The organism is Parapedobacter luteus, assembly GCF_900168055.1.
In the GTDB taxonomy this organism is placed as follows: Bacteria; Bacteroidota; Bacteroidia; order Sphingobacteriales; family Sphingobacteriaceae; genus Parapedobacter; species Parapedobacter luteus.
In genome coordinates this window covers 13,552-33,644 of the sequence record NZ_FUYS01000005.1, presented here as the reverse complement: position 1 = coordinate 33,644, position 20,093 = coordinate 13,552, and the positions used below count along the sequence as shown (strand labels likewise).

General features: G+C 45.9%; 18 protein-coding genes. 9 read left to right on the top strand and 9 right to left on the bottom strand.

Features of this window, described 5'->3' with window-relative positions; genetic code table 11:
• Positions 1 to 20: 20 nt before the first annotated feature.
• The 3 genes from dndC to B5X72_RS11285 form a co-directional block, all read right to left on the bottom strand.
• On the bottom strand, positions 21 to 1,322 hold the full coding sequence (gene dndC, locus B5X72_RS11295) for a DNA phosphorothioation system sulfurtransferase DndC (protein WP_079717015.1): 1,302 nt from the start codon (positions 1,320 to 1,322) through the stop codon (positions 21 to 23).
• A gap of 279 nt (positions 1,323 to 1,601) precedes the next feature.
• Positions 1,602 to 3,581, bottom strand: coding sequence for a DUF2075 domain-containing protein (locus B5X72_RS11290; protein ID WP_079717014.1), 1,980 nt, complete (start codon positions 3,579 to 3,581; stop codon positions 1,602 to 1,604).
• A 60-nt stretch (positions 3,582 to 3,641) separates the two neighbouring features.
• Positions 3,642 to 3,860 (bottom strand): helix-turn-helix domain-containing protein, encoded by a 219-nt coding sequence (locus B5X72_RS11285; protein WP_079717013.1) that lies wholly within the window; start codon positions 3,858 to 3,860, stop codon positions 3,642 to 3,644.
• A 96-nt stretch (positions 3,861 to 3,956) separates the two neighbouring features.
• On the opposite strand from B5X72_RS11285, the gene B5X72_RS11280 reads away from it, so the two are divergent.
• Positions 3,957 to 5,030, top strand: coding sequence for a hypothetical protein (locus tag B5X72_RS11280; protein WP_079717012.1), 1,074 nt, complete (start codon positions 3,957 to 3,959; stop codon positions 5,028 to 5,030).
• A gap of 9 nt (positions 5,031 to 5,039) precedes the next feature.
• Entirely contained in the window at positions 5,040 to 5,306 is a 267-nt protein-coding gene (locus B5X72_RS11275) for a hypothetical protein (RefSeq protein ID WP_139378657.1), read from the top strand.
• Positions 5,307 to 5,312: 6 nt separating this feature from the next.
• On the opposite strand, the gene B5X72_RS11270 is transcribed toward B5X72_RS11275, so the two are convergent.
• The 4 genes from B5X72_RS11270 to B5X72_RS11260 form a co-directional block, all read right to left on the bottom strand.
• Entirely contained in the window at positions 5,313 to 5,762 is a 450-nt protein-coding gene (locus tag B5X72_RS11270) for a very short patch repair endonuclease (protein ID WP_079717010.1), read from the bottom strand.
• Between the two features lie 24 nt (positions 5,763 to 5,786).
• Positions 5,787 to 5,924 (bottom strand): hypothetical protein, encoded by a 138-nt coding sequence (locus tag B5X72_RS20805; protein WP_176146174.1) that lies wholly within the window; start codon positions 5,922 to 5,924, stop codon positions 5,787 to 5,789.
• Positions 5,925 to 5,933: 9 nt separating this feature from the next.
• A complete protein-coding gene (locus B5X72_RS11265; RefSeq protein ID WP_079717009.1) occupies positions 5,934 to 6,260 on the bottom strand; it encodes a hypothetical protein in 327 nt (108 codons plus the stop codon).
• Positions 6,261 to 6,876: 616 nt separating this feature from the next.
• A complete protein-coding gene (locus tag B5X72_RS11260) occupies positions 6,877 to 8,025 on the bottom strand; it encodes a cysteine desulfurase family protein (protein WP_079717008.1) in 1,149 nt (382 codons plus the stop codon).
• 631 nt (positions 8,026 to 8,656) lie between these two features.
• Here B5X72_RS11260 and B5X72_RS11255 point away from each other — a divergent pair.
• The 7 genes from B5X72_RS11255 to B5X72_RS11225 all read left to right on the top strand — a co-directional run bounded on the left by B5X72_RS11255 (position 8,657) and on the right by B5X72_RS11225 (position 18,665).
• Positions 8,657 to 9,016, top strand: a complete 360-nt coding sequence (locus tag B5X72_RS11255) for a hypothetical protein (protein WP_139378656.1) — start codon at positions 8,657 to 8,659, stop codon at positions 9,014 to 9,016.
• A 466-nt stretch (positions 9,017 to 9,482) separates the two neighbouring features.
• Positions 9,483 to 10,091, top strand: a complete 609-nt coding sequence (locus B5X72_RS11250; RefSeq protein ID WP_079717006.1) for an RNA polymerase sigma factor — start codon at positions 9,483 to 9,485, stop codon at positions 10,089 to 10,091.
• Positions 10,092 to 10,173: 82 nt separating this feature from the next.
• Positions 10,174 to 11,364 (top strand): FecR family protein, encoded by a 1,191-nt coding sequence (locus B5X72_RS11245; protein WP_079717005.1) that lies wholly within the window; start codon positions 10,174 to 10,176, stop codon positions 11,362 to 11,364.
• A gap of 240 nt (positions 11,365 to 11,604) precedes the next feature.
• Positions 11,605 to 15,093 carry a SusC/RagA family TonB-linked outer membrane protein gene (locus B5X72_RS11240; RefSeq protein WP_176146173.1) on the top strand — a complete coding sequence of 1,163 codons (3,489 nt, stop codon included), beginning with the start codon at positions 11,605 to 11,607 and terminating at the stop codon, positions 15,091 to 15,093.
• 11 nt (positions 15,094 to 15,104) lie between these two features.
• Positions 15,105 to 16,472: a RagB/SusD family nutrient uptake outer membrane protein gene (locus B5X72_RS11235; RefSeq protein WP_139378655.1), complete on the top strand. Its 1,368-nt coding sequence runs from the start codon at positions 15,105 to 15,107 to the stop codon at positions 16,470 to 16,472.
• Positions 16,473 to 16,488: 16 nt separating this feature from the next.
• Entirely contained in the window at positions 16,489 to 17,802 is a 1,314-nt protein-coding gene (locus B5X72_RS11230) for a TlpA family protein disulfide reductase (RefSeq protein ID WP_079717002.1), read from the top strand.
• 566 nt (positions 17,803 to 18,368) lie between these two features.
• Positions 18,369 to 18,665, top strand: coding sequence for a hypothetical protein (locus tag B5X72_RS11225; RefSeq protein ID WP_079717001.1), 297 nt, complete (start codon positions 18,369 to 18,371; stop codon positions 18,663 to 18,665).
• 117 nt (positions 18,666 to 18,782) lie between these two features.
• On the opposite strand, the gene B5X72_RS11220 is transcribed toward B5X72_RS11225, so the two are convergent.
• Positions 18,783 to 19,544 carry an SDR family NAD(P)-dependent oxidoreductase gene (locus B5X72_RS11220; protein WP_079717000.1) on the bottom strand — a complete coding sequence of 254 codons (762 nt, stop codon included), beginning with the start codon at positions 19,542 to 19,544 and terminating at the stop codon, positions 18,783 to 18,785.
• Between the two features lie 348 nt (positions 19,545 to 19,892).
• Complete coding sequence (locus tag B5X72_RS11215; RefSeq protein WP_079716999.1) at positions 19,893 to 20,093, bottom strand: hypothetical protein; 201 nt, start codon at positions 20,091 to 20,093, stop codon at positions 19,893 to 19,895.

The following is a 20,093-nucleotide window of genomic DNA, read 5'->3' as shown; positions in this document are numbered from 1 at the left end:
AAGAGAGCTTTTTTAAAGAACTAAGCTTCTACAAATTGCTTAAGTCTGTTTTCCAAATCGGTTTGAAGCCCGCGGCTATTCATCAGTATGGTACGGGTTTTCTGAAGGGCTAACAGTTCATTGATTAACTCAAAGTCCTTTGGGTTCATGACGCATGCTTGTTTGAGCAACTCTTTCTCCTTAATGATTCGCTCATCAGCGGCGTCCAGCTTGATGTCAGTGCCATATACTTTGTTGTATATGTCGGCTACTTTATAATTGAAAATGTTATCTCGATACCAAAGTACCTGAATGGCAACCAGCTCTTGATAATTAATCAAATTAATTTCTGGTTGTTCTTCTTGGATTTCCTTTTGGGCTTTTAATAGGCCTTCCAAAAATTCTGCGCGGAATGATGGAATATAGGGCCCCAAAATACCTTCAGTGATCGTGCCATCTCTGCGGCGCTTTTCCCTTAGATTTTCGTCATCTCGTGAACGTGCTAATATGTCACGGAGTTCCATTAACGGCTCCATCCAGTCTTCGCCGTTCTCAATAAGCGCCTCCATGGATTTGTCTCGGTTGACCACGGTACAGACCCAACAACCGAATCTCGAATTGCCGCATGAAGGGGTAGTTTTATCTATCACTAAAGGACAATCACCGCCATTAGCGTTTTGGTACAATGTAACCAACTCTTTGTTTTCGGAACCCCAAGGTGACGGAACTTGATTGAGGTATCGCCAAAGTTCAGCGGTTTCGACGTCTTTAATAACGGCATAGACATAAGCGTTAGGAATGATGTGTTTCCGTAATCGCTCGCCTTTTATTTCATACTTTTTAATACTACGCGCGCGACGAGAACTCTCCGCACTCCGTGTACCCAAAAGTATGATCGCCTCGCCAACTTGGTGAGTGACTTCAAGAATGAATTGCGTAGTGGGGTTGATTTTCAGACGTTCGGTACACCAGCGGAAAATATTGTTGGGAGCCGGGTATCCTTTGCCAATCAAGTTTACCCAAAAAGTTTCTTCAAGCTTTGGTGTGGTACGTTGTACGTACATTGGCATCGACTGATTAGCAGCCGCTTCTTGTATTTTATGTAATACCCGCTCGGTATATTCAATAATCTTTGGATTTTCTACTAACGTGTTATTACAAACCACATATACCTTGCGCGTACGAAGTTCTTCTGGAAGCTGCCGGATGGCATACCATACCAATTGAAGTAACATGGTCGAGTCTTTGCCGCCACTGAAGCCAACAATCCATGGCCGATTGTTGTCATCGGCCAAATATTGCTCAACTATTTCTTCTTGAAGATGTTGCGAATTGAAACTCATAGCCGTTGTGCATTAATTAAACTTAACCAAACTAAAGTAGCCTATATGTTGAAAAAAAAATAACGGATTTTTTCCACAAAAATAGTTATTGACGTTCGCATCGAGAATTTGCGGTTGTCAAAAGAAAGACATAAATAGGTTATTTGTAATGGGTTGATCTTTCTTTTGCTTGAATTTGAAGCAGAAAGTCCGAGTTGATCGGAAGGAGGCTAAATGTGAGTAAGTTTAATAAGGATTTTAGGTTCGTGAGTCGTCGAATTGTCTATAATAACGACGCTCTCATAATACAGGAAAACCGATGCCTTTCAAATATTCATACGTACCGTCATAATACTCTTCGCTCCGTGTATGATCTTCGGGGTCACCTTTTGGTACCACGATGACCATGCCTTGGCGTGCGCGAGTAAGCAGCACGCGATACGCATTTTTGAGGTATTGCTTGCGTTCGGCTTTGAGCACACGCTCCCAACGGCTACCCTTGAAAGCGAAGGTCTGCCACCCATCGGCGTGATGCCTAAAATCCGCATCCCATGTAACGCAAGCCCAATCCAGCTCCAAGCCCTGCACCTGAAATTCGGTAGCGACATCTTCTAAATAATACGACGAACGGACGTCATCCTTATCATCCAGGAACCAATGGACGGGATCTATGGGTACGCGCACATCGATTGCGTAAGGTCTTAGTCTGTAGGCTTGAGATGATACCACGATACCGTACCGTTCATTGCCTCGCGCTCGTTGCTTGAGCCATTGCTTGGCCTTTTGCGCATCGCGCGTGAGCACAATGGGGTAATTGTCTTTGATATGCCGCCAAGTAGCTTGGGCAGTTTCAGGTTGCAGGTCCAACAGCTGCTTGACCATGAGCGACAGATACTCCGCCCGATAAGACCGCATAGACACCGATAGGTGTAGCTCCGGCTTGTAGTGTACCTTTGCCTCATGTTGGGCAAGCAAATGCAAAGCATCACCCGCGGCATACTCGCTATCGGTCAATTGGTCGGACACGTATACTTCCCAATGGGGGAATGATCGATTGAGTGACGTAATCCACTCACTCATACCTGCCTCGCCGGTATTAATCTCTTGGCCGCCGCCTACCAAGCAGACGATGACAGCCCAGTCAGGATGCCGGTCTAAACACGAAATGAGAAATGCTGACTCGGAATGGGCAAAGTTGGGCTGGTTCTTTTTGCGGGCCATGAAGCTGGCGGTCTGCCGATGGTCCCAAGCGCGCTGCGCTTCATCGAATATGGCCACATGATCATGCGGTGGGTTGGGGTCGGCTAAGCAATCGTCTCGGAAGTGATGCACATTTTGAATAAAAAGCTTTACCTCACGACCTGCTTTTGATTTGCTTATTTTGTGGCCTGCCTCGCGTTCTCGCCGTACTTTATCGCGTGTGAGCGCCTCGCGCAAAACGGCAACCAACGGGCCATTGCCCGAAAGGAATACGCTGGAGGTGCTGCTTTCGCTATCGAGATGTTGCGTAGCGATATTGAGCCCCACCAAGGTTTTGCCCGCGCCTGGCACGCCGGTGACAAAGCAAATGGCCTTTTTGCCCAGCTGTTTGGCTTGGCTGATAACCGCGCTAACAGCCATGCTCGTCTGATTAAGATTTTCTTCTTCAGCACTATGCCGGGTGATGTCTGCAACAGTATGGTTGGCATACAGCGCGGCTGCGGCTTCGATAATGGTAGGGGTAGGGGAGTAAGGCCCGCTGGCCCAGGCTTGCGGATCGATGTAGGCCCCTTCGGCAAAAAACAACGCTTGCTCGATGGCTTGTGGCAGCTGCACTTCATTGCTGCATATGGGAGTTAAAATGTTGTCATTGTGCAGGGTTGTGCTAATGGCGATCAGCGTATTCGGTGCCGCAGTGGCTACCAAGATAGGCGCAATGAAAACGCTGTGGCTGGGCCCGTGGAAGTTTTTGAGATCAAGGGCATAGTCCCACACTTGATCAATGGCGTGCCGATGAAAAGCAGTATCACCTACTTTAAACTCAACGATGAATAGCGCGTTGGCGATAATAATCACCGCATCAATACGCCGCCCCATACGGGGGATATCATATTCGAGGAATAAATGGCCGGTAGGATAGGCGGCCAACACAGTTTTGAGGATGCGGATTTGCTGCTGCCATGCACCGCGCTGGGTAAGCTCTACATTAAACGTAGTTTGCCGGATCAGATGGCCAAGTATGGCTTCATCTGATGTCTGCAGAAAACCAGCGATCGTGTCGGAATAGTATGCGCGAGTCATGGACGGTTTTAATGTGATGATTGCTCCGGTTGTCTTCGGGGTTTGAAAATCGGCATGGCTTTAGGAAAAATCAGTGGTATTAAAAAAGTCCTTTAATGAAATACCCAGTGTGAGGGTAAGCTTTTCAAGGTTTACTATTGAAATATTGCGCCTCCCGTTTTCTACCTCACTGATGTATGACTTATCGATGTCGGAGTCGAAAGAAACCTTTTCTTGCGTTAGCTTTTTTGCTAATCGGACGTCTCGCAATCTTGCTCCTACTTTGGTCTTTATATCCATCCCTTAAAGTTCTCAACAATTCGACTATAGTCTATTAGACTTTAAGTGAATTTTTTAAATTTGCCGTGCATTACTAATGAAACCTTTTATACCGTGATGACCAAACTTTTTGACCGAATGCCAAACCGCTATGTGAGCACGCATTTACTTGACTTTGACAAGGATAATCAGCGTTTCGCTTCTTGGAAAAGTGAGCGTACGACAGAGCCGTTTGACCCGTTTACCGTGTTATGCGAGGCGCATGGTATAAGAAGCCTGATAGCGGCCATTGTCTCGGGGGCCTATTTCGAAGCGGAGCCGCTGCTGGTCGTCCCCGTAGGTTCGCGTTATACCGTGCTTGATGGGAACCGCCGATTAGCTGCGGTGCGCGTGATTTTAGACTATGAGCGATATGTACGCTATTATCCAGCTTGGCTGCATGAACCTACTCCGGAATTGCTGGAAAGTTTAACGCAGATTCCGGTCACCATCGTAGCTGACCGGTATTCGGTGTGGCCGCTTTTGGCGCAGCGGCATAGCATGGGCACGGAGAATTGGGATCGTTATACTAGGGCTTCATTTTTTCACCGGGTGACGGACAGTTACTTCGTGTCAGATTACCAAGTGGCAAATTACTTGGGGATAGGGAGGGGGGAACTCAATAGATTTATGACTCCTTACAGGCTGATTGCCGCAGCTGAAAAAGCGGGGATATGGAACCGGCAGCAGATGGAACGGAAAACAATCTATTATTCGTTGTTGGCGAAAACGTTGCAAGATGAACGCATCCAGCGCTTTGTCGGCTTGGTGAGCTTGGACGGTTTTCCTACTGCGTCGCTGAATCTGGCAAATGTTGGCCGCCTGCTTAATTGGCTGCATGGCAATAAGGGAAAAGGTTTGCGTCCGGCGCTGTCTTATGTAAACTCAGATATCCGGAAACTCGGCAGGGTAGTGGAGTGCGATGACGCCATGCGCTACCTTGATGAACACGGTTGGCTGGAACGGGCTTATCAGATAGCCGTGCAGCAAAAGTTCCCAATAAACAGCGACTTGCATAAGGTGCATAATAAGCTCGGGGATATGCTGGCCACGGTGCCCGACTATGAGGGGCCTTACGAAGCGGAGGGGCTGGCGAAACAGGTGAAACGTGCGGCGGATAATCTGTATGAACAGGTATTGAAGAAACGCTAAAAACGGTGGATGATGAAAAGGGTTACTTCAATAGCGGAATTGAAAATGCTTTCCTACCGTGAAACAGGGGAATATGTGGATTTTTGTATGATGTTGGCCGGAGGCTTGGCAAAAAGTTACAAACGTATTGGGTATGACCCCGAAACGGATACGTTTGGCGTCTATAATATGTGTGATGATACTGAGCAGGAAGATTTGGACGATGAGGCTTTAGCTAGGGATACCCTGATAGTGACCGCTGTGGAAAGAGGGGCGCTGTTCTATTGTGAGTTGTAGTTGGGATCAATAATCCTCCGGATAAGGCACTCTGCCTTCTCCGGCTGTTTCGATATAGAGCTCTATTTGATTGACGCACTTCTGCAGGTTCTTCCTTACATCCTCGCCCCAAAACCGGAATACGGTATAGCCTATTGCTGTCAATGCGGCATTGTTTTCTTTATCCCGCTGGATATTGCGCTCTATCTTGGTTATCCAGAAATTACGGTTGCTCTTGATGATGGCCTTGGTCTTTCCCCACTCATGCCCATGCCAAAACTCGCCATCTACAAAAATGGCCAATCGGTATTTCCGGATGACGATATCCGGCTTGCCGGGAAGGTCTTTTGTATGCGTGCGGTAGCGGATGCCCTTTGCCCAAAGCGCCTTGCGCAGCAACAACTCCGGCTTTGTATCCCTGGAGCGGATACGGCTCATGTTGTATGAGCGCTGCGGCGTAGTGGGGATGCGGGGCATAGAAACAAAGGTAACCAACTTTGCTTAGTGTTGGAATACCGACAGATATTGGTTGTAAAGCTGGCTTGGAAAATAAACGATAAGACCTACATTCATCACTTCACCAAGTATTTGAGAATAGCGGTATTGCAATAGCGCGTGGTGGTAAGTTCCCGTGTTCATACCTTTCGCCTATTTTAGAACGCTACATAATAACTTTTCCGAGCCGGTGGAGCCAAACCCACGAAAAGTCACCGATGATATATCAACGTCAGTGGGATAGTTGTTAATTATAAAGTGTTTCAAATCCCGAACGGTGACTATACCGGATTCTTTAAGGACATTGGCGCGATGCTCGGTAATGTCGAACTCTGATATTTTTTTAGCAAGTTTATCGTCATCCATTTCCAGCAAACGGATGACAAAGTCGAACTTCGCTACCTTTTTCCTGCATTCAATCAGGTAATGGTATTTCCTTAGGTTTATGGTTATTAATTCATCTCCATCAAATTGTTCCATATTCAAGCTGTTATGTAGTTAGCGGTTTTATGATTTATTTCTGTTGTAATGGTTGGATTGGTAGAGGCTGCAATTTACAAACTTGCTTAAAATTTTCCAAAATCAGCTGAAATACGACGATGCGGTAATTTGGCCGTGTAGTGCCGCTGGGAACATAGACGGACTTCGCTGTATTCGCCAAGCGGATGCTGGAAGACTATTTTTACATAGGAACCAATTTGAAGGAAGGGATTTCAAAAGATAAATTCTATGCTGTGATTAATCCGCTGGTGACCATTGCGGCAAACAACGGATTTGAATTTTTGCCTTGATAGCATGTACATAAAAAATTTTACTGCCATATCTGAAGCGAGAGTGCTCGCCGGGCCATTTGCTTATCATTTCATATGTGTTGCGGCGAGACTATTTTTGATTTGACTGGTGAGGAAAAGCAGCGGTTGCCCGAACTTATTGCCACGGCCCGAAAGTTGATCTTACGGGAGTACCAACCCGAGGGGTTCAACATCGGCATGAATTGCGGCGAGGCCGCGGGCTTTTTAGTCTTTTTTATACACGGAAGCTCACCCACAGTCAATACCGAGTTTGCTATACAAACTGTCTTATATCATGTCTTATATCAGGAAATGACACGAAGTCGCTCCACGGCAGCACTTACTTGCTCAATCGTATAGTCAATTTCTTCCTCGGTGTTAAACCTACCCAAACTAAACCGGATGGACGAATTGGCTTCTTCGTTGGTGAGCCCCATGGCCAGCAGTACGTGCGAAGGCTCCATCGTAAAGGAGTGGCAGGCCGAACCGTTGGACACGCAGATGTTTTTGAGATTGAGGATAAGCGCGTCGCTGTCAACGCCCTGAAAGGTGATGTTGGTAACGTTACACGCACGAAACCCGTCATGACCATTTCGTTTGGTGCCATCAATTTTCAACAAAGCGTCTTCCAATTTCTTACGCAGACCAAATAACCGATGAATTTCTTCATGGAGACTTTCCTGAACCAAACTGGCGGCCTTTCCCATGCCAACAATGCCTGCCGTGTTTAGCGTACCGCTCCGAAGTCCGTTTTGATGCCCCCCGCCGAAAAGCAGCGGTGAAATGTTTAACCCTGGGCGAACATACAAAGCGCCTACGCCTTTTGGCCCGTAAAACTTGTGGGCAGACATGGCTAAAATGTCGACTTCTTTCTCAATAACGTCCATTTTATACCGGCCGATAAATTGTGTGGCATCGCACATGAGCAGGACTCCACGCTCGTGGGCACTACTTGCCATTCTACCGAAAGGCTGCAAAACACCGGTTTCGTTATTGATGCCCATAGCACATACCAATACGGTATTGTCTTGGTAGCTGGCTTCCAAAGTGTTTAAGGAAAGATTGATTACTCCATCATCGTCAACGGGCAGATAGGTAACTTCTACGCCTCTTGACTCTAAATATTGACAAGTGTCCAATACCGCCGGATGCTCGGTGCTGATGGTAATGATATGTGGATTATCAATGCCACATTGGGCAATGACTCCTCGGATGGCCATATTGATTGCCTCAGTAGCACCGGAGGTAAAAATGATGTTTTCCGGATTGGCATTGATGAGCTCGCCGACCTGTTCGCGGGCTTTGTCAACTGCCTGTTTGATGCGTTTACCCATCAGATGGCTGCTGGATGCGTTACCATACAAATCTGTCATGTACGGCATCATCGCCTCCAACACCCGAGGGTCAAGCGGCGTGGTAGCGTTGTTGTTCAGGTAAATGTATTTGTTGGTCATGGTAATTGCTCCCTTTGCAATAGGAATCAAATAATTGATATATCAATATTTTTTATTGATATATCAGTATTTAAATATTCAATACAAATGTACATAACATTGGGATACTTGCTGCCGGATGGAGCCAGATATTTGCTAACAAATGATATTGTTTCAACAGATAGGAAGGCCAGGAGGCAAGTTTGGTTATTCGGTTAGTGGAACCGATGCATAGAATACGTAGCTGGGCAAAAGTGGGAGAGTCATCCCAAGAATAAGCGGGTTTGTCCCACCAATGTGGGGAGCTAACACAAAAACGGTTAAAAAAAGCGGGTTTGCATAGGGTTGGTGGGAGCAGGGGCATTGGTGAGCACAAGAGTGGCTACAGTTCGTTGGGTTTCTGTAAGCGAAAGCATCCGCTTAATCACTAATGCAGCAGCCAATCAACTTGAAGCAACCTTTTGAAATAGCAATTTGAATGTCTTATTTTGTAAGCATAGTAGCTGTAATATGAATGACAAAGATTTTGAGGCATTAATGGAGCTTGCTGCCAGAAAGCTGGAAGAAGCTAAGGCGATGTCTAAAAAAGAGGCGATACAATCGCTTAATAGCGCAGGTATACTTTTATAAATTGCAAAATAGTTGAGAAGTTATGCGAATGACGTGTGAATTGAAACTCGTAAACATATTGCCTATTACGCTGGACACCCGTGAAGCTGCCAATCGGCTTGCTGATGTAGTGAGAGAACGTAATGAATGCAAGCAGATAGTATTGGACTTTTGGGGTATTGAATTTATATCGCGTTCATTTGCTGACCAACTGTACAAGGAATTGTACCTTCATGATAAGGAATCATTTGACATTGTCATCAAAAATGCTGATGCCACCATCACTCGCATGCTGGATGCGGTATCTAAGACGCAGGCCAAGCGGAGAGTCGTAAAAAGAACTCACTTGGTAACGTCATATGACGATTTGCAACAGATGGAAAGTTTTGTGATGAGCTGGTGATGCGGATGGATGAAATCAGAAAGGCGGGAAATCTTAAATTGACGGCCAAGGGTAATCTGCCTGTTTCCATGTGTGCCTCCCTCGCGGAGCGGGGCCTAATCAGGTAGAAGTATATGGACCACGTCAAAAAATATACGGAAGACAACGTGCAGATTTTTCGGCAATTGTCATCGGCAGGTTCTCGTGTTTATACTTATCGCCTACGACACCACACAACGTCTTGCAATACCTTTTTCGATGCGCTGGGGCCAAGACCAGGAAGGAGCTGTTCGATTTCAAGCATGTAATTTGTGATATCCCAATCGGTGGGCTTTTTCGAAATAGCTATTAAATTGAAAATCGGAAAATTGACGGAGTTTAGCGTATCCTTGTTTTTTGGGTAGCTCGGTTTTGGTGTAGGGCTCGAACTCATCGATTGGTCATTTCCCCAATATTGATTACCTTCGCCCGACTAACAGGTGTAATCTTGGACAAAAGCAATGAAAAGGCCCTGATGGCTCGCCTAAAACGGGGAGATGAAGATGCTTTTAGTCAACTTTACCTGCTTCATGTCAAAAAACTGACCTATTATATCCGCGGTGCGGTACGTTCCGCTGTGTTTACCGAGGATTTGGTGCATGATACCTTTATAAAGGTGTGGGAAAACCGAGGAACCCTCGACCCCGACCTTCCCTTTGCGCCCTACTTGTTTACCATCGGCAGGCGTCTCTTGCTGAATTTCCTTAAACGTGCGCAGCACGAAAACCAAATTGTCGCCGAAATCGCTCGGCAGGCCCACAGGGAGGAAAACCAGACCGAACAGCGGTTAATCAATAAAGACAACCAGCACCTATTTCACAAAGCTGTCGAGTCGCTTTCGCCCGCCGTAAAGGCGGTATTTGTGCGCTGCCACATCGAAGGGAAAAGCCATCAGGAGACTGCAAATGAACTTCGGTTATCACAAAGTACTGTCAACAAGCACATGATCAAGGCCACACGACTCATCCGCGAATACATCGAGGTGCATAGTAGATTAACCCTGCTGCTGATAAGTATCTCCGCATTGCAACTAGAGCAGACCTTACATTGCGCTTAGCCGCGTTCATTAACAGCATTTTTTTCACGCCGATGGATGTTGGCCGATTGCCAATTGTACTATTCATATAAATGCCAAAGAAATGGAACAGGCGGTCATTGCAAAAATCCTGAAATACCTGCAAAGGGAGGAAAGCCCCGAAGAACTGGAAGAGGTTCTTCGGTACCTGCGCGATGGCGGGCGCGAATTGGAAGCGGCGTTGGAACAATATGCCAAGACCGTTATCGATGAAGGCTACGAGGCTGTCATGACCGATGATGAAATCGACAGGTTACAGGCGAGGATTCGCCAGCAGATCACTACCCCTACGAAGGACGTACCTACCATGCGACCGGAACGGAAAATCCGCCGATGGTTGCCGTATGTCGCTGCTGCTATCCTCGCGCTAGTGGCCGGGGGCTGGTTTTTCTTCGGCGATGCCGCGTTGGATCGCGAACCTGGCATAGTGCAGGTGCCAGACATCACCCCCGGGGGGAATCATGCACGCATCACCCTTGCCGATGGCCGGGTAATCGATCTGGATACCGTGGCTGTGGGATTGCTGGCCTTGGAGCAGGGCATGGCAATCAAGAAAGATGAAAACGGGCTGATTACCTATGAAACGCAGGGCGATGTGCCGGATGCTGGTGCGCTGGCATCCAACACCATCACCACGCCGCGGGGCGGTCAATACCGGGTAGTCTTGCCAGATGGCAGTCAGGTATGGCTTAATGCGGCTTCGACGCTGAAGTATCCATTGCGCTTTGAAGGGGAAGCCCGTGTTGTCGAGTTGGAAGGTGAGGGGTACTTTGATGTCAGCAAATTAAAACATCCCTTCATCGTCAAGACAATTGGACAAGATGTGGAGGTTTTGGGTACCCAGTTTAATATCTCGGCCTATCCGGACAATCCGGCAATAAAAACCACGCTGGTAGAAGGCAGCGTGCGGGTGGTGACAGTCGCGGATCGCCAGCGACGGATTTTCCTGAAGCCAGGCCAGCAATCTACGCTTCGTGGTGAAGCGATCGATGTTCAGGCGGTCGATGTAGAACCATATGTTGCGTGGAAGGAGGGGGTGTTTGTTTTTTATAACCTAACGATCGACGAGATGATTCGTCAAATTGAGCGGTGGTATGATGTGCATTTTGACACCACCAATATACCAGTGGACAATAGCCGTTTTTCCGGCGAAATCCGGCGCGATGTGCCGCTGTCAAAGCTACTGGATTTCATGAGCCATCTGGCTACGCCGCGATATAGAATAGAGGGAAGGAGGGTTATCGTGTACAAATAACTTCCTTTCATGTGTTTGCACGGCAATAAAAAAACCGTCCCGATGGCCGTCGGGACGGTAGTTGCCGGGCATTTCAAATCACTTTGTTCGCAGTAATATATTATTCACCCAACACGCAAACTTAGCAAGAATAGGCCAGTATGCCAATTCTTGGGAGCCTTTCATTGGCTCCGCTAAGCAGCGTGTCATTCAACGGATGACATGACAATACACTATTTTCCATTAAAACTATTACTTGCCATGAAACTGGCTGTATTTCTGGTAGCCTTATTTTCCCTTTCAGCAGTGGCGGCAGTACATGCCCAGAAAGTGACACTCCACAGCGAAAAAGTCGCTATCCAACAGATCCTACGGGAGCTACGAAAGCAGACCGATTATTCCTTTATCTACCGGGAGCAAGACATTGCCAAATCAATGCCCATCACCATCCATGTGGAGGCTGAAGAAATACTGGATGTGCTACCACGGATCGTCGCCGGCCAACCGTTTACGTATACGGTGGCCAATGGGGTCATCACCCTGCAGCCCAAACCTACGGCCATCGTCAAACGGGTGGGTGAAGCAAATGGATTGATATTAGCCTACCCCGAGGTGCGAGGCAGGGTGGTGGACAGTTTGGGCGATCCGTTGGAAGGCGCATCCGTCCGGGTACTCAACATCGAAGGGAAGCGAACGACGTTGCAAACATTGACCGGTGGTGATGGGTATTTTCTGCTCCGGAATGTGCCGGAAGGTGCAGTGTTGGAGGTAACATTTGTAGGGTATGTGGCACAGCAAGTAAGTGCAATCTCTAATGTAGGCACCATTGTTCTGAAAGCGGTGCCCAATGAACTGGAGGAAGTAGAGGTGATGGTCAGCACTGGATATCAGCAGCTGCCAAGGGAAAGAGCTACTGGGAGCTTTGTGCAGATTGATAATGAGCTGTTCGATCGAAGTGTAAGTACGGATGTTATCAGCCGGTTAAAAGGGATTACACCATCCTTGATTTTTGATGAAAGGGCCGGAGCTGAACCTAAATTGAGTATACGCGGCAGGAGCACTATCTTCGCTAATGATCAACCACTGATTGTACTGGATAATTTCCCTTACGAAGGCGATATCAACAGCATTAATCCCAATGATATTGAAAATATCAGTATTCTGCGAGATGCTGCTGCGGCTTCTATTTGGGGCGTTCGCGCAGCCAACGGTGTTATTGTGATTACAACAAAGAAGGGTTCGGGAGAAACGCCGGTATCTATCGGGTTTAATACGAACCTGACCGTAGGCAATAAACCTGATTTATATTATCAACCGAGAATGAGTTCGGGCGACTTTATTGAGGTGGAACGCATGTTGTTCGATAATGGTTATTTTAACAACGATATCAATAATGTAACCAGCTACCCGCCCATAAGCCCGGTGATTGAGCTGCTGAGTGCCGCGCGGAATGGAACAGTGGACGCGACTGAATCAGAAGCGGCAATACAGCAGCTTAAACAATATGATATAAGAGATGATTTAAATAAGTATTTCTACCGCAGATCGGTAAAGCAGCAGTACGCACTTAACTTTAGAGGCGGTGAAAAGAGCTATAATTATTATTATAGTGCTGGCTTTGATCACAATAAGGATAATCTAATAGGAAACGGACTTCGGAGGATTAGCCTCAGCACACGCCAAAATATACAGCCTACACAAGATCTCGAGCTTTCTTTCGGCCTCGATTATACCTTGAGCAATAACGCAGCTAACTCAGCGCTGGGCACGATTACTTTGGGATCCCGCAATATTTATCCATATGCCCGCTTAAGCGGAGACAACGGAGAAGCTTTACCGATCAGCAATAAATATCGAGCAGATTTTATACAGGAAAGTAGTTCGCTCGGCCTGTTAGATTGGACCTATCGCCCCTTAGACGAGAGGATGTATACCGAACGAACTAGCGAGGCAAATAATATGAGGTTTCAAACGGGAATACGCTATAGAATATGGAGGCGCTTAAATGCCGAAGTGCGCTATCAATATCAACAGCAAAGGGGAACAGGAGAAAATCTTTATCATCAGGATGCTTTCTATACACGTGATCTGATCAATCGGTATACAACTTTTGAGAACGGAGCGCTTACTAGAAACATACCCGAAGGGAGTATACTTAATACCACAAACAACAAGTTGGACGCCCATAACGGGCGGATGCAACTGAATTATAGTCATACATGGAAAGATCATGACTTGGCGGCGATCGCCGGATTTGAGGTAAGGGAGATAAAGACGGGAGGCAAGACCGTCGGTTTTTATGGTTATGATGAAGCAAACGGCTCCTCGCGGCCGGTCAATTACAATACCTATTATCGTCTTTACCCTTCGGGCTATGCCCTCATCCCCGATCAGAGAAATATATCGGGCACGATTGATCGGTTCCGGTCTTATTATTCCAACGTGTCGTATAGCTACAAGAGCCGTTATACTTTATCTGCCAGCGGGCGAATCGATCAGTCGAATCTCTTCGGCGTAGCGGCAAATTTGAAAGCCGTGCCGCTATGGAGCATCGGAGGCAAATGGGTGTTGAGTGACGAGCCATTTTATAAGTGGGGGGCTCTGCCCGTAGTCGCATTGAAAGCTACCTACGGATATAACGGTAATTTGGACAATTCGGTCACGGCTTTTACCACAGCCAGATTGGCGAATGCCAGCTTTACGGGAAAGCCTGCTGCCTTTATCATTTCGCCGCCCAACCCAAATTTGAAATGGGAACGCGTTTCCATGTTGAACTTAGGGGTAGAATTCGCCAGTAAAAATGACCGTATTTCGGGTAGTTTCGAATATTTTACAAAGCATGCGTCGGATCTGATAGGGGAGGGGCCACTGGGCGCTACTACAGGATTAACAAGCTTTCGCGGAAATGTTGCAGATATGGTGGGTAAAGGCTTTGATCTTATGCTTAGCACGGATAATATCCGCAAAAAATTAATCTGGCGAAGTACTTTGCTGTTCAGCTATGCAATTGATGAAATCACTGATTACAAACGTACCGCGAGTAGTTTGAGTGCTTATTTCCCCGATAATAGTATCAATCGCGAAAGTCTATTTTATACGCCGGTAGAAGGCAGGCCGCTTTTCAGTATTTACAGTTACAAGTGGGCGGGGCTCGATGGTGAAAATGGAAATCCCTTAGGTTATCTGAATGGAATGCCAAGCGATAATTATACGGCGATCAGCTCGATGAGCAATACACCGGTAGATAGCCTGATCTATCATGGCCGGGCAATGGCTCCTTTCTTTGGATCGTTACGGAATGACTTTATCTATAAGCAATGGAGTTTGTCAGTTAATATCTCCTACAGTTTCGGCCATTATTTTAGAAAGCCGACTATCAGCTACGGCGATCTATACAGAACCTACAGTTCACTTCATGCCGATTTTAATAAGCGATGGCAAAAGCCGGGCGATGAATCGTTTACAACGGTGCCATCCATGGTATTTCCAGATATAAACGGGCGCGACGCTTTTTATGTGAATAGTGAAGTAAATGTAAAACGGGCGGATTTGGTTCGTCTGCAGGACATACGTTTAGCCTATAATTTCGCTTTCAAACAACACAACGGTCTGATGAAGGCATTACAGGTTTATGCTTTTGCCAATAACATAGGCTTATTGTGGACAGCAAACGGCGAGGGGATTGATCCTGACTTTCCGGCAACGCCGCTGCCTTTCACCTTAAGTTTCGGTGCACAGCTCACACTTTAAAATTGATTAAAATGATAAACAGAAATACATTTTCCCTGCTTCTCATGATGTCTGTTTTGACGTCAGGATGTAAAAAAGATTGGTTAGAAGAAAAAAGGGATCTTGCGGTTGTGGTACCTACTTCGATCGGAGATATGCGCAGGTTAATGAACGAGACTAACACGTTTAGAAACGACTATCGAATGCTAGCAGTCTTTGCAGGCGATGAATATTATGTTACCGATAATACATGGAATACCATGACCTGGCCGATTTCGCGACTTAGCTATATCTGGCAGGGTGACATTTACGGTGGTGAAACCAATATTGCCCTTTGGGACGGCTCCTATACCCAGATCTTCTATACGAATATTGTGCTGGAAGGCCTGGATAAGATTACTGCGAAACATAATGAGTTGGAAGAGTATAATGATGTAAAGGGCAGCGCGCTGTTTTTTAGATCACGTGCTTTTTACGCCTTAGCAACTCAGTTTGCTTTGCCTTATATCAATGGAGAAAACGGCGATGCGATCGGTATCCCGCTCAAGCTGAAGTCGGATATAAACGAGCCTATTTATAGAAGCAGTTTGGCCGATACCTATGCCCAGATTACAAATGATCTGAAAGCGTCGGTTGGACTACTGCGTGTCACACCGGAGATAAAAACTGATGCCTCAAAACCGGCTGCTATGGGGTTACTGGCTAGGGTGTATTTGGCGATGGCGGATTATGAAGCGGCTTATCACTACGCCGATTCTTGTTTGTCACTTTATAATAGTGTCCTTGATTTCAACCAGCTCGACCTCAGTCCCAGATATCCCTTTGCACTCTATAACGAAGAAGTGATTTTTGAGTCTGCTTTACAAACGTATTCTTCTTTTGTAGGGGCGCCGAACGGTCGTGTAGATAGCAGTCTTTTTGCCGAGTACGACACCAATGATTTGCGTCGAGATGCGTTTTTTGTGGAAAACAGTGATGGGACTCATAGTTTCAGGGGCGTTTACAATGGAGCTACGGGCTTATTCGGTGGTATCAGTATCAACGAAATCCTGCTGATCAGAGCGGAAGCGGCGGCGCGTTCGGGTAGGACGGAGGTAGCAGTCGCGGATCTAAATAGCTTGCTTGAAAAGAGGTTTCGGACAGGTTTCTACCGTCCGGTACAGCAGAACGATCGGGAATCTCTAATCGATCTTATTCTACTGGAAAGGCGAAAGGAACTTCTTTTTAGAGGCTTACGATGGGAGGATTTAAGGCGGTTGAACAGAGAGCCGGGGAGAGAAATGACATTGATGCGGACAGTAAATGGTCAGACTTATGTATTGGAACCCGGAGATAAAAGATACGTGTTCAAAATCCCTGAATATGTCTTGATCGAAACCGGTATTGAACAAAACGATTGATCTAAATTTTACGACGATGTACTTATACAGATGGAGATATATCTTTCTATTAGTGGGGCTTCTTTTACAAGTGGAACCTTCGCGGCGGCTTTTTGCCCAACAAAGATTGATTGGCGACAGCGCGCCTGAACACAGCTTAAATAATGTCGTTAACTATGATGGCAACTCATTGCAATTATCCGATTTTCGGGGAAAGGTTGTGTTGTTGGATTTCTGGTCGATTGGCTGCCCGAGTTGTATCGCTGCTTTTCCGAAGCTGGATTCACTGCAACGCAGATTTGATAAAGAGCTACAGATCGTCTTAGTGACATCTAACAAACTGGACGCGGTGAAGGCCTATATGAAGGCCAGCAAATATAAATTGCCGAACTTACCTTTGGTTACCGGCGATAAAATCCTGAAGGAGGCATTTCCCTATAAAATGGTTCCTATGCAGGTGTGGATTGATGAGAAGGGTAAAATACGTGCCATCACCAACCCTTGGTATGCTACAGAGGTGGTAATAGAACAAATGTTGGCGGGGAATTGGCCAGACATGGAAGTGCGCAGAGACAATCTGCAGTATGATAAAAGTAAGCTGTTGGGTGAACAAAGCCTGCTCGATCTTGCAGATTACGCGTCTTCTTTTTCGCGCTTTGTTCCGGAAATCCCGGCTCATATGATTCTGGAAAAGGATTCCGTGAGGAAAGTAAGCAAAAAGGCATTTTATAATAAGTCAATATTGAGTCTTCTTCAAACCGCTTATAGTAAAAGAACATTTCCCAATCCCAGTCAGTATCGGAATATTGAACGCATACGGTTCGAAGGAGTTGATACAGCGGATTGGTTTGATCGGAAAGCGGATGAACATTATGAAGAATGGCGAAGACGGAATCTTTTTTCTTATGAACTTAAAATTCCATTGGAAAAGGATAGTTTGTGGTTTGACTTTATGCAGGCGGATCTGAATCGATTTCTTGCCTTGGAGTACGGTGTTACCGCTAAATTGGAAGAAGAGGAGGTAATAGGAATGATATTGGTAAAGCTAAAAGAGGATATAGAAAAAAATAATTTTGACTATGCCGTTCGACGAAGACGTGAGGTGAAAGGTCAACCGTTTAGAACTTATCTCAATCCCGAAGAGTTGACATTTTTTTTAGAACAGAATGCGGGTAAAAATGTTTTCTTTCTCAATGATACGGGCATCAGGAAATACTTTCCTATTGTATTAAAAAATGATGTTTCGGATTTGAAGCATATCAATGAAGCATTGGCGCCTTACGGTCTACATTTGAAAAAAGGAAAATTTAAATTAGAGCGGTTGGTTATATCTAAAGTGGTAGATCATTGAAAATTGGATTACTTTTTTAACTATTGAAACTATTAAGGAGCGCAAGACTAACCGAATTCGTTGAGCGAAGGTCGATGACGCAAGCAGGGCTACATACATCGAAGGATTTTTATACGGCTTATATTTTACGCGAATGGTGGGGATATTCGAGACCGGTACCTTTGACGATATCCGTAATGGATGCCCCAAGGCTGCCTCCCCCCTTTTGTAAAACGGGTCTCGCTCTTCTTTGAAAAATGATGTTGCTTTCAACATGGCTTTCTCCTATTAATGGGGTAACCCGAGCAAGAAATTGGCAGAATCATGGCGAAACTTACGTAATTGTGCGATGTTTATATCTCATCCATAAAAACTACGGCCGATCTGGATAAAACGTAGATGCCGCCCCTTAGCGGGCATACGTATGATCCTTACAGATCCGGACAGTACAACGGCCAAATATTTTCACTAAAAAATGGCAATAACTTATGGGTTGCTTATCTTTACCTCCTGTAATGCCGACACTACCCCAAGCTCCGGACCGTTAGCAGAAATTTCACAAAACAGAACATTACAAACGTAAAAATATGAAACCTGAAGGTTTATCTGAATATACTAATGAAGAACTCCAACAAAAGTTTAAAGAAATAAAAACAGGGAAAATAACCAATGCATTTATATTTGGGGCCACTTTTGGAATATTTTTTTATAGTGCCATAAACAATGGTTTCGGGCTCGCTACGTTCTTTCCTTTAGCAATAGCGTATCCGATAATTAAAAATTCTAAAAATGATAAAATCATTGAGAAAGAAGTGCAAAAAAAAACTAACATCAAGAAACCTAAAATAGGAATGGAAGGATCCGGTAATCTTCATCTACCCTAAGCAATCCGCGGTCAAACGGGCGGTGCAAGGTGGAAAACTTACCTACCCCCCTGCCACCACCTGTGATTATTGCTTTTTTCCTTTTAATGCTATCATCTTTTTCTGTCAATATTTTGGCTATGCCATGGTCATCCCGCCATCGATAACCAGTTTTGTGCCGGTAATGAACTTACTATCATCGGAGGCTAAGAACAACACGCCCTTTGCGATATCCTCATTGGTGGCGTACCGCTTTAGTGGGATAGCCTCTTCAAAGCTCTTCTTTGCAGCTTCGCCTGCGCCGGGTACAAATCCGTCTTCCAGGGAACGCATCATCCGGTTGTCTACAGGAGACGGATGGACGGAGTTTACGCGGATGCCGCGGGGAGCTGCTTCAAGCGCGATGGTACGTGTCAGCCCAATGACGGCATGCTTGCTTGTGATGTAGGCGGTCATATTGGCGGTTCCCTCCAGGCCGGCAACGGAGGAGGTGTTGATGATGCTCCCGCCGTCATTCATTACCGGCAAGACATATTTAAGCCCCAGCCAAACCCCTTTCACATTGACACTGATCACCTTGTCAAAAACATCTTCGGGATATTCAGTAATGGGTTTTACAACCCCTTCAATGCCGGCATTGTTAAAAAAGATGTCGACTTTGCCGAATGTGTCGACCGCATACTGTGCATACTTTTGCACGTCACCCGCCTTGGTCACATCGGCAGTCACAAATTTTACGTCCGGGCTGTTTAAATCCGACGTCACCTTTTTCAACGCATCTTCGTTGAGGTCTACCAGAATCACTTTTGCGCCTTCTTCCAGAAACAGCTTTGCCGTAGCGGAACCAATGGCGCCGGAGCCGCCAGTGATGACGGCTACTTTATTTGCTAACTTAGACATAATAAAACGATTTAAATTATACTTTGATTCAGCAATGGGTGAACGCACGATCCATCCTTGCTGTATTAATGTAAGTCTAAACAAAGGTAGCCAACCCGTAGGTATTGCAGTAATCTTATAGTCAGTATTTTGTCATGATTCTTTTGTTGTGAGACATAAAGAAAAGACCCGCGTTTGAAATTGAAATTGGGCAATTTGGCGATTTTTACAGCTTTACAAAACAGCGTCTACATAACAAAGAATTTTACGAGAAATGGTCTATATTTTACGTGAATTGTGGGAGTGGCAACAAAAGAAAAACCCGCATTGAGCGGGCCATTCAAGTATCTTATGAAGAAGATAAAAAGACTATAGCTTCTCTACCTCCTCAATGGAGAGACCGGTGCCTTTGGCTATATCCGCAACGGATACCCCAAGGTTTTTAAACTCCAACGCTATTTTGCGCTTCTCGGCCAATTTCTCGGCTTCGGCTTTCGCGCGTTCTTTCTGTGCTCCCATTTTGTAAAATGGATCCCTTTCTTTCTTGAAAAATGTCGCTGCTTTTGACAT

Bases quoted from the DNA above. Each gene is read 5' to 3' on its own strand.
- B5X72_RS11215 (WP_079716999.1), bottom strand. From the start codon at position 20,093: ATGTCAAAAGCAGCGACATTTTTCAAGAAAGAAAGGGATCCATTTTAC.
- B5X72_RS11290 (WP_079717014.1), bottom strand. From the start codon at position 3,581: ATGACTCGCGCATACTATTCCGACACGATCGCTGGTTTTCTGCAGACA.
- dndC (WP_079717015.1), bottom strand. From the start codon at position 1,322: ATGAGTTTCAATTCGCAACATCTTCAAGAAGAAATAGTTGAGCAATAT.
- B5X72_RS11270 (WP_079717010.1), bottom strand. From the start codon at position 5,762: ATGCCCCGCATCCCCACTACGCCGCAGCGCTCATACAACATGAGCCGT.
- B5X72_RS11260 (WP_079717008.1), bottom strand. From the start codon at position 8,025: ATGACCAACAAATACATTTACCTGAACAACAACGCTACCACGCCGCTT.
- B5X72_RS11230 (WP_079717002.1), top strand. From the start codon at position 16,489: ATGTACTTATACAGATGGAGATATATCTTTCTATTAGTGGGGCTTCTT.
- B5X72_RS11275 (WP_139378657.1), top strand. From the start codon at position 5,040: ATGATGAAAAGGGTTACTTCAATAGCGGAATTGAAAATGCTTTCCTAC.
- B5X72_RS11235 (WP_139378655.1), top strand. From the start codon at position 15,105: ATGATAAACAGAAATACATTTTCCCTGCTTCTCATGATGTCTGTTTTG.
- B5X72_RS11280 (WP_079717012.1), top strand. From the start codon at position 3,957: ATGACCAAACTTTTTGACCGAATGCCAAACCGCTATGTGAGCACGCAT.
- B5X72_RS11220 (WP_079717000.1), bottom strand. From the start codon at position 19,544: ATGTCTAAGTTAGCAAATAAAGTAGCCGTCATCACTGGCGGCTCCGGC.
- B5X72_RS20805 (WP_176146174.1), bottom strand. From the start codon at position 5,924: ATGAACACGGGAACTTACCACCACGCGCTATTGCAATACCGCTATTCT.
- B5X72_RS11255 (WP_139378656.1), top strand. From the start codon at position 8,657: ATGCGAATGACGTGTGAATTGAAACTCGTAAACATATTGCCTATTACG.
- B5X72_RS11225 (WP_079717001.1), top strand. From the start codon at position 18,369: ATGAAACCTGAAGGTTTATCTGAATATACTAATGAAGAACTCCAACAA.
- B5X72_RS11265 (WP_079717009.1), bottom strand. From the start codon at position 6,260: ATGGAACAATTTGATGGAGATGAATTAATAACCATAAACCTAAGGAAA.
- B5X72_RS11245 (WP_079717005.1), top strand. From the start codon at position 10,174: ATGGAACAGGCGGTCATTGCAAAAATCCTGAAATACCTGCAAAGGGAG.
- B5X72_RS11240 (WP_176146173.1), top strand. From the start codon at position 11,605: ATGAAACTGGCTGTATTTCTGGTAGCCTTATTTTCCCTTTCAGCAGTG.
- B5X72_RS11285 (WP_079717013.1), bottom strand. From the start codon at position 3,860: ATGGATATAAAGACCAAAGTAGGAGCAAGATTGCGAGACGTCCGATTA.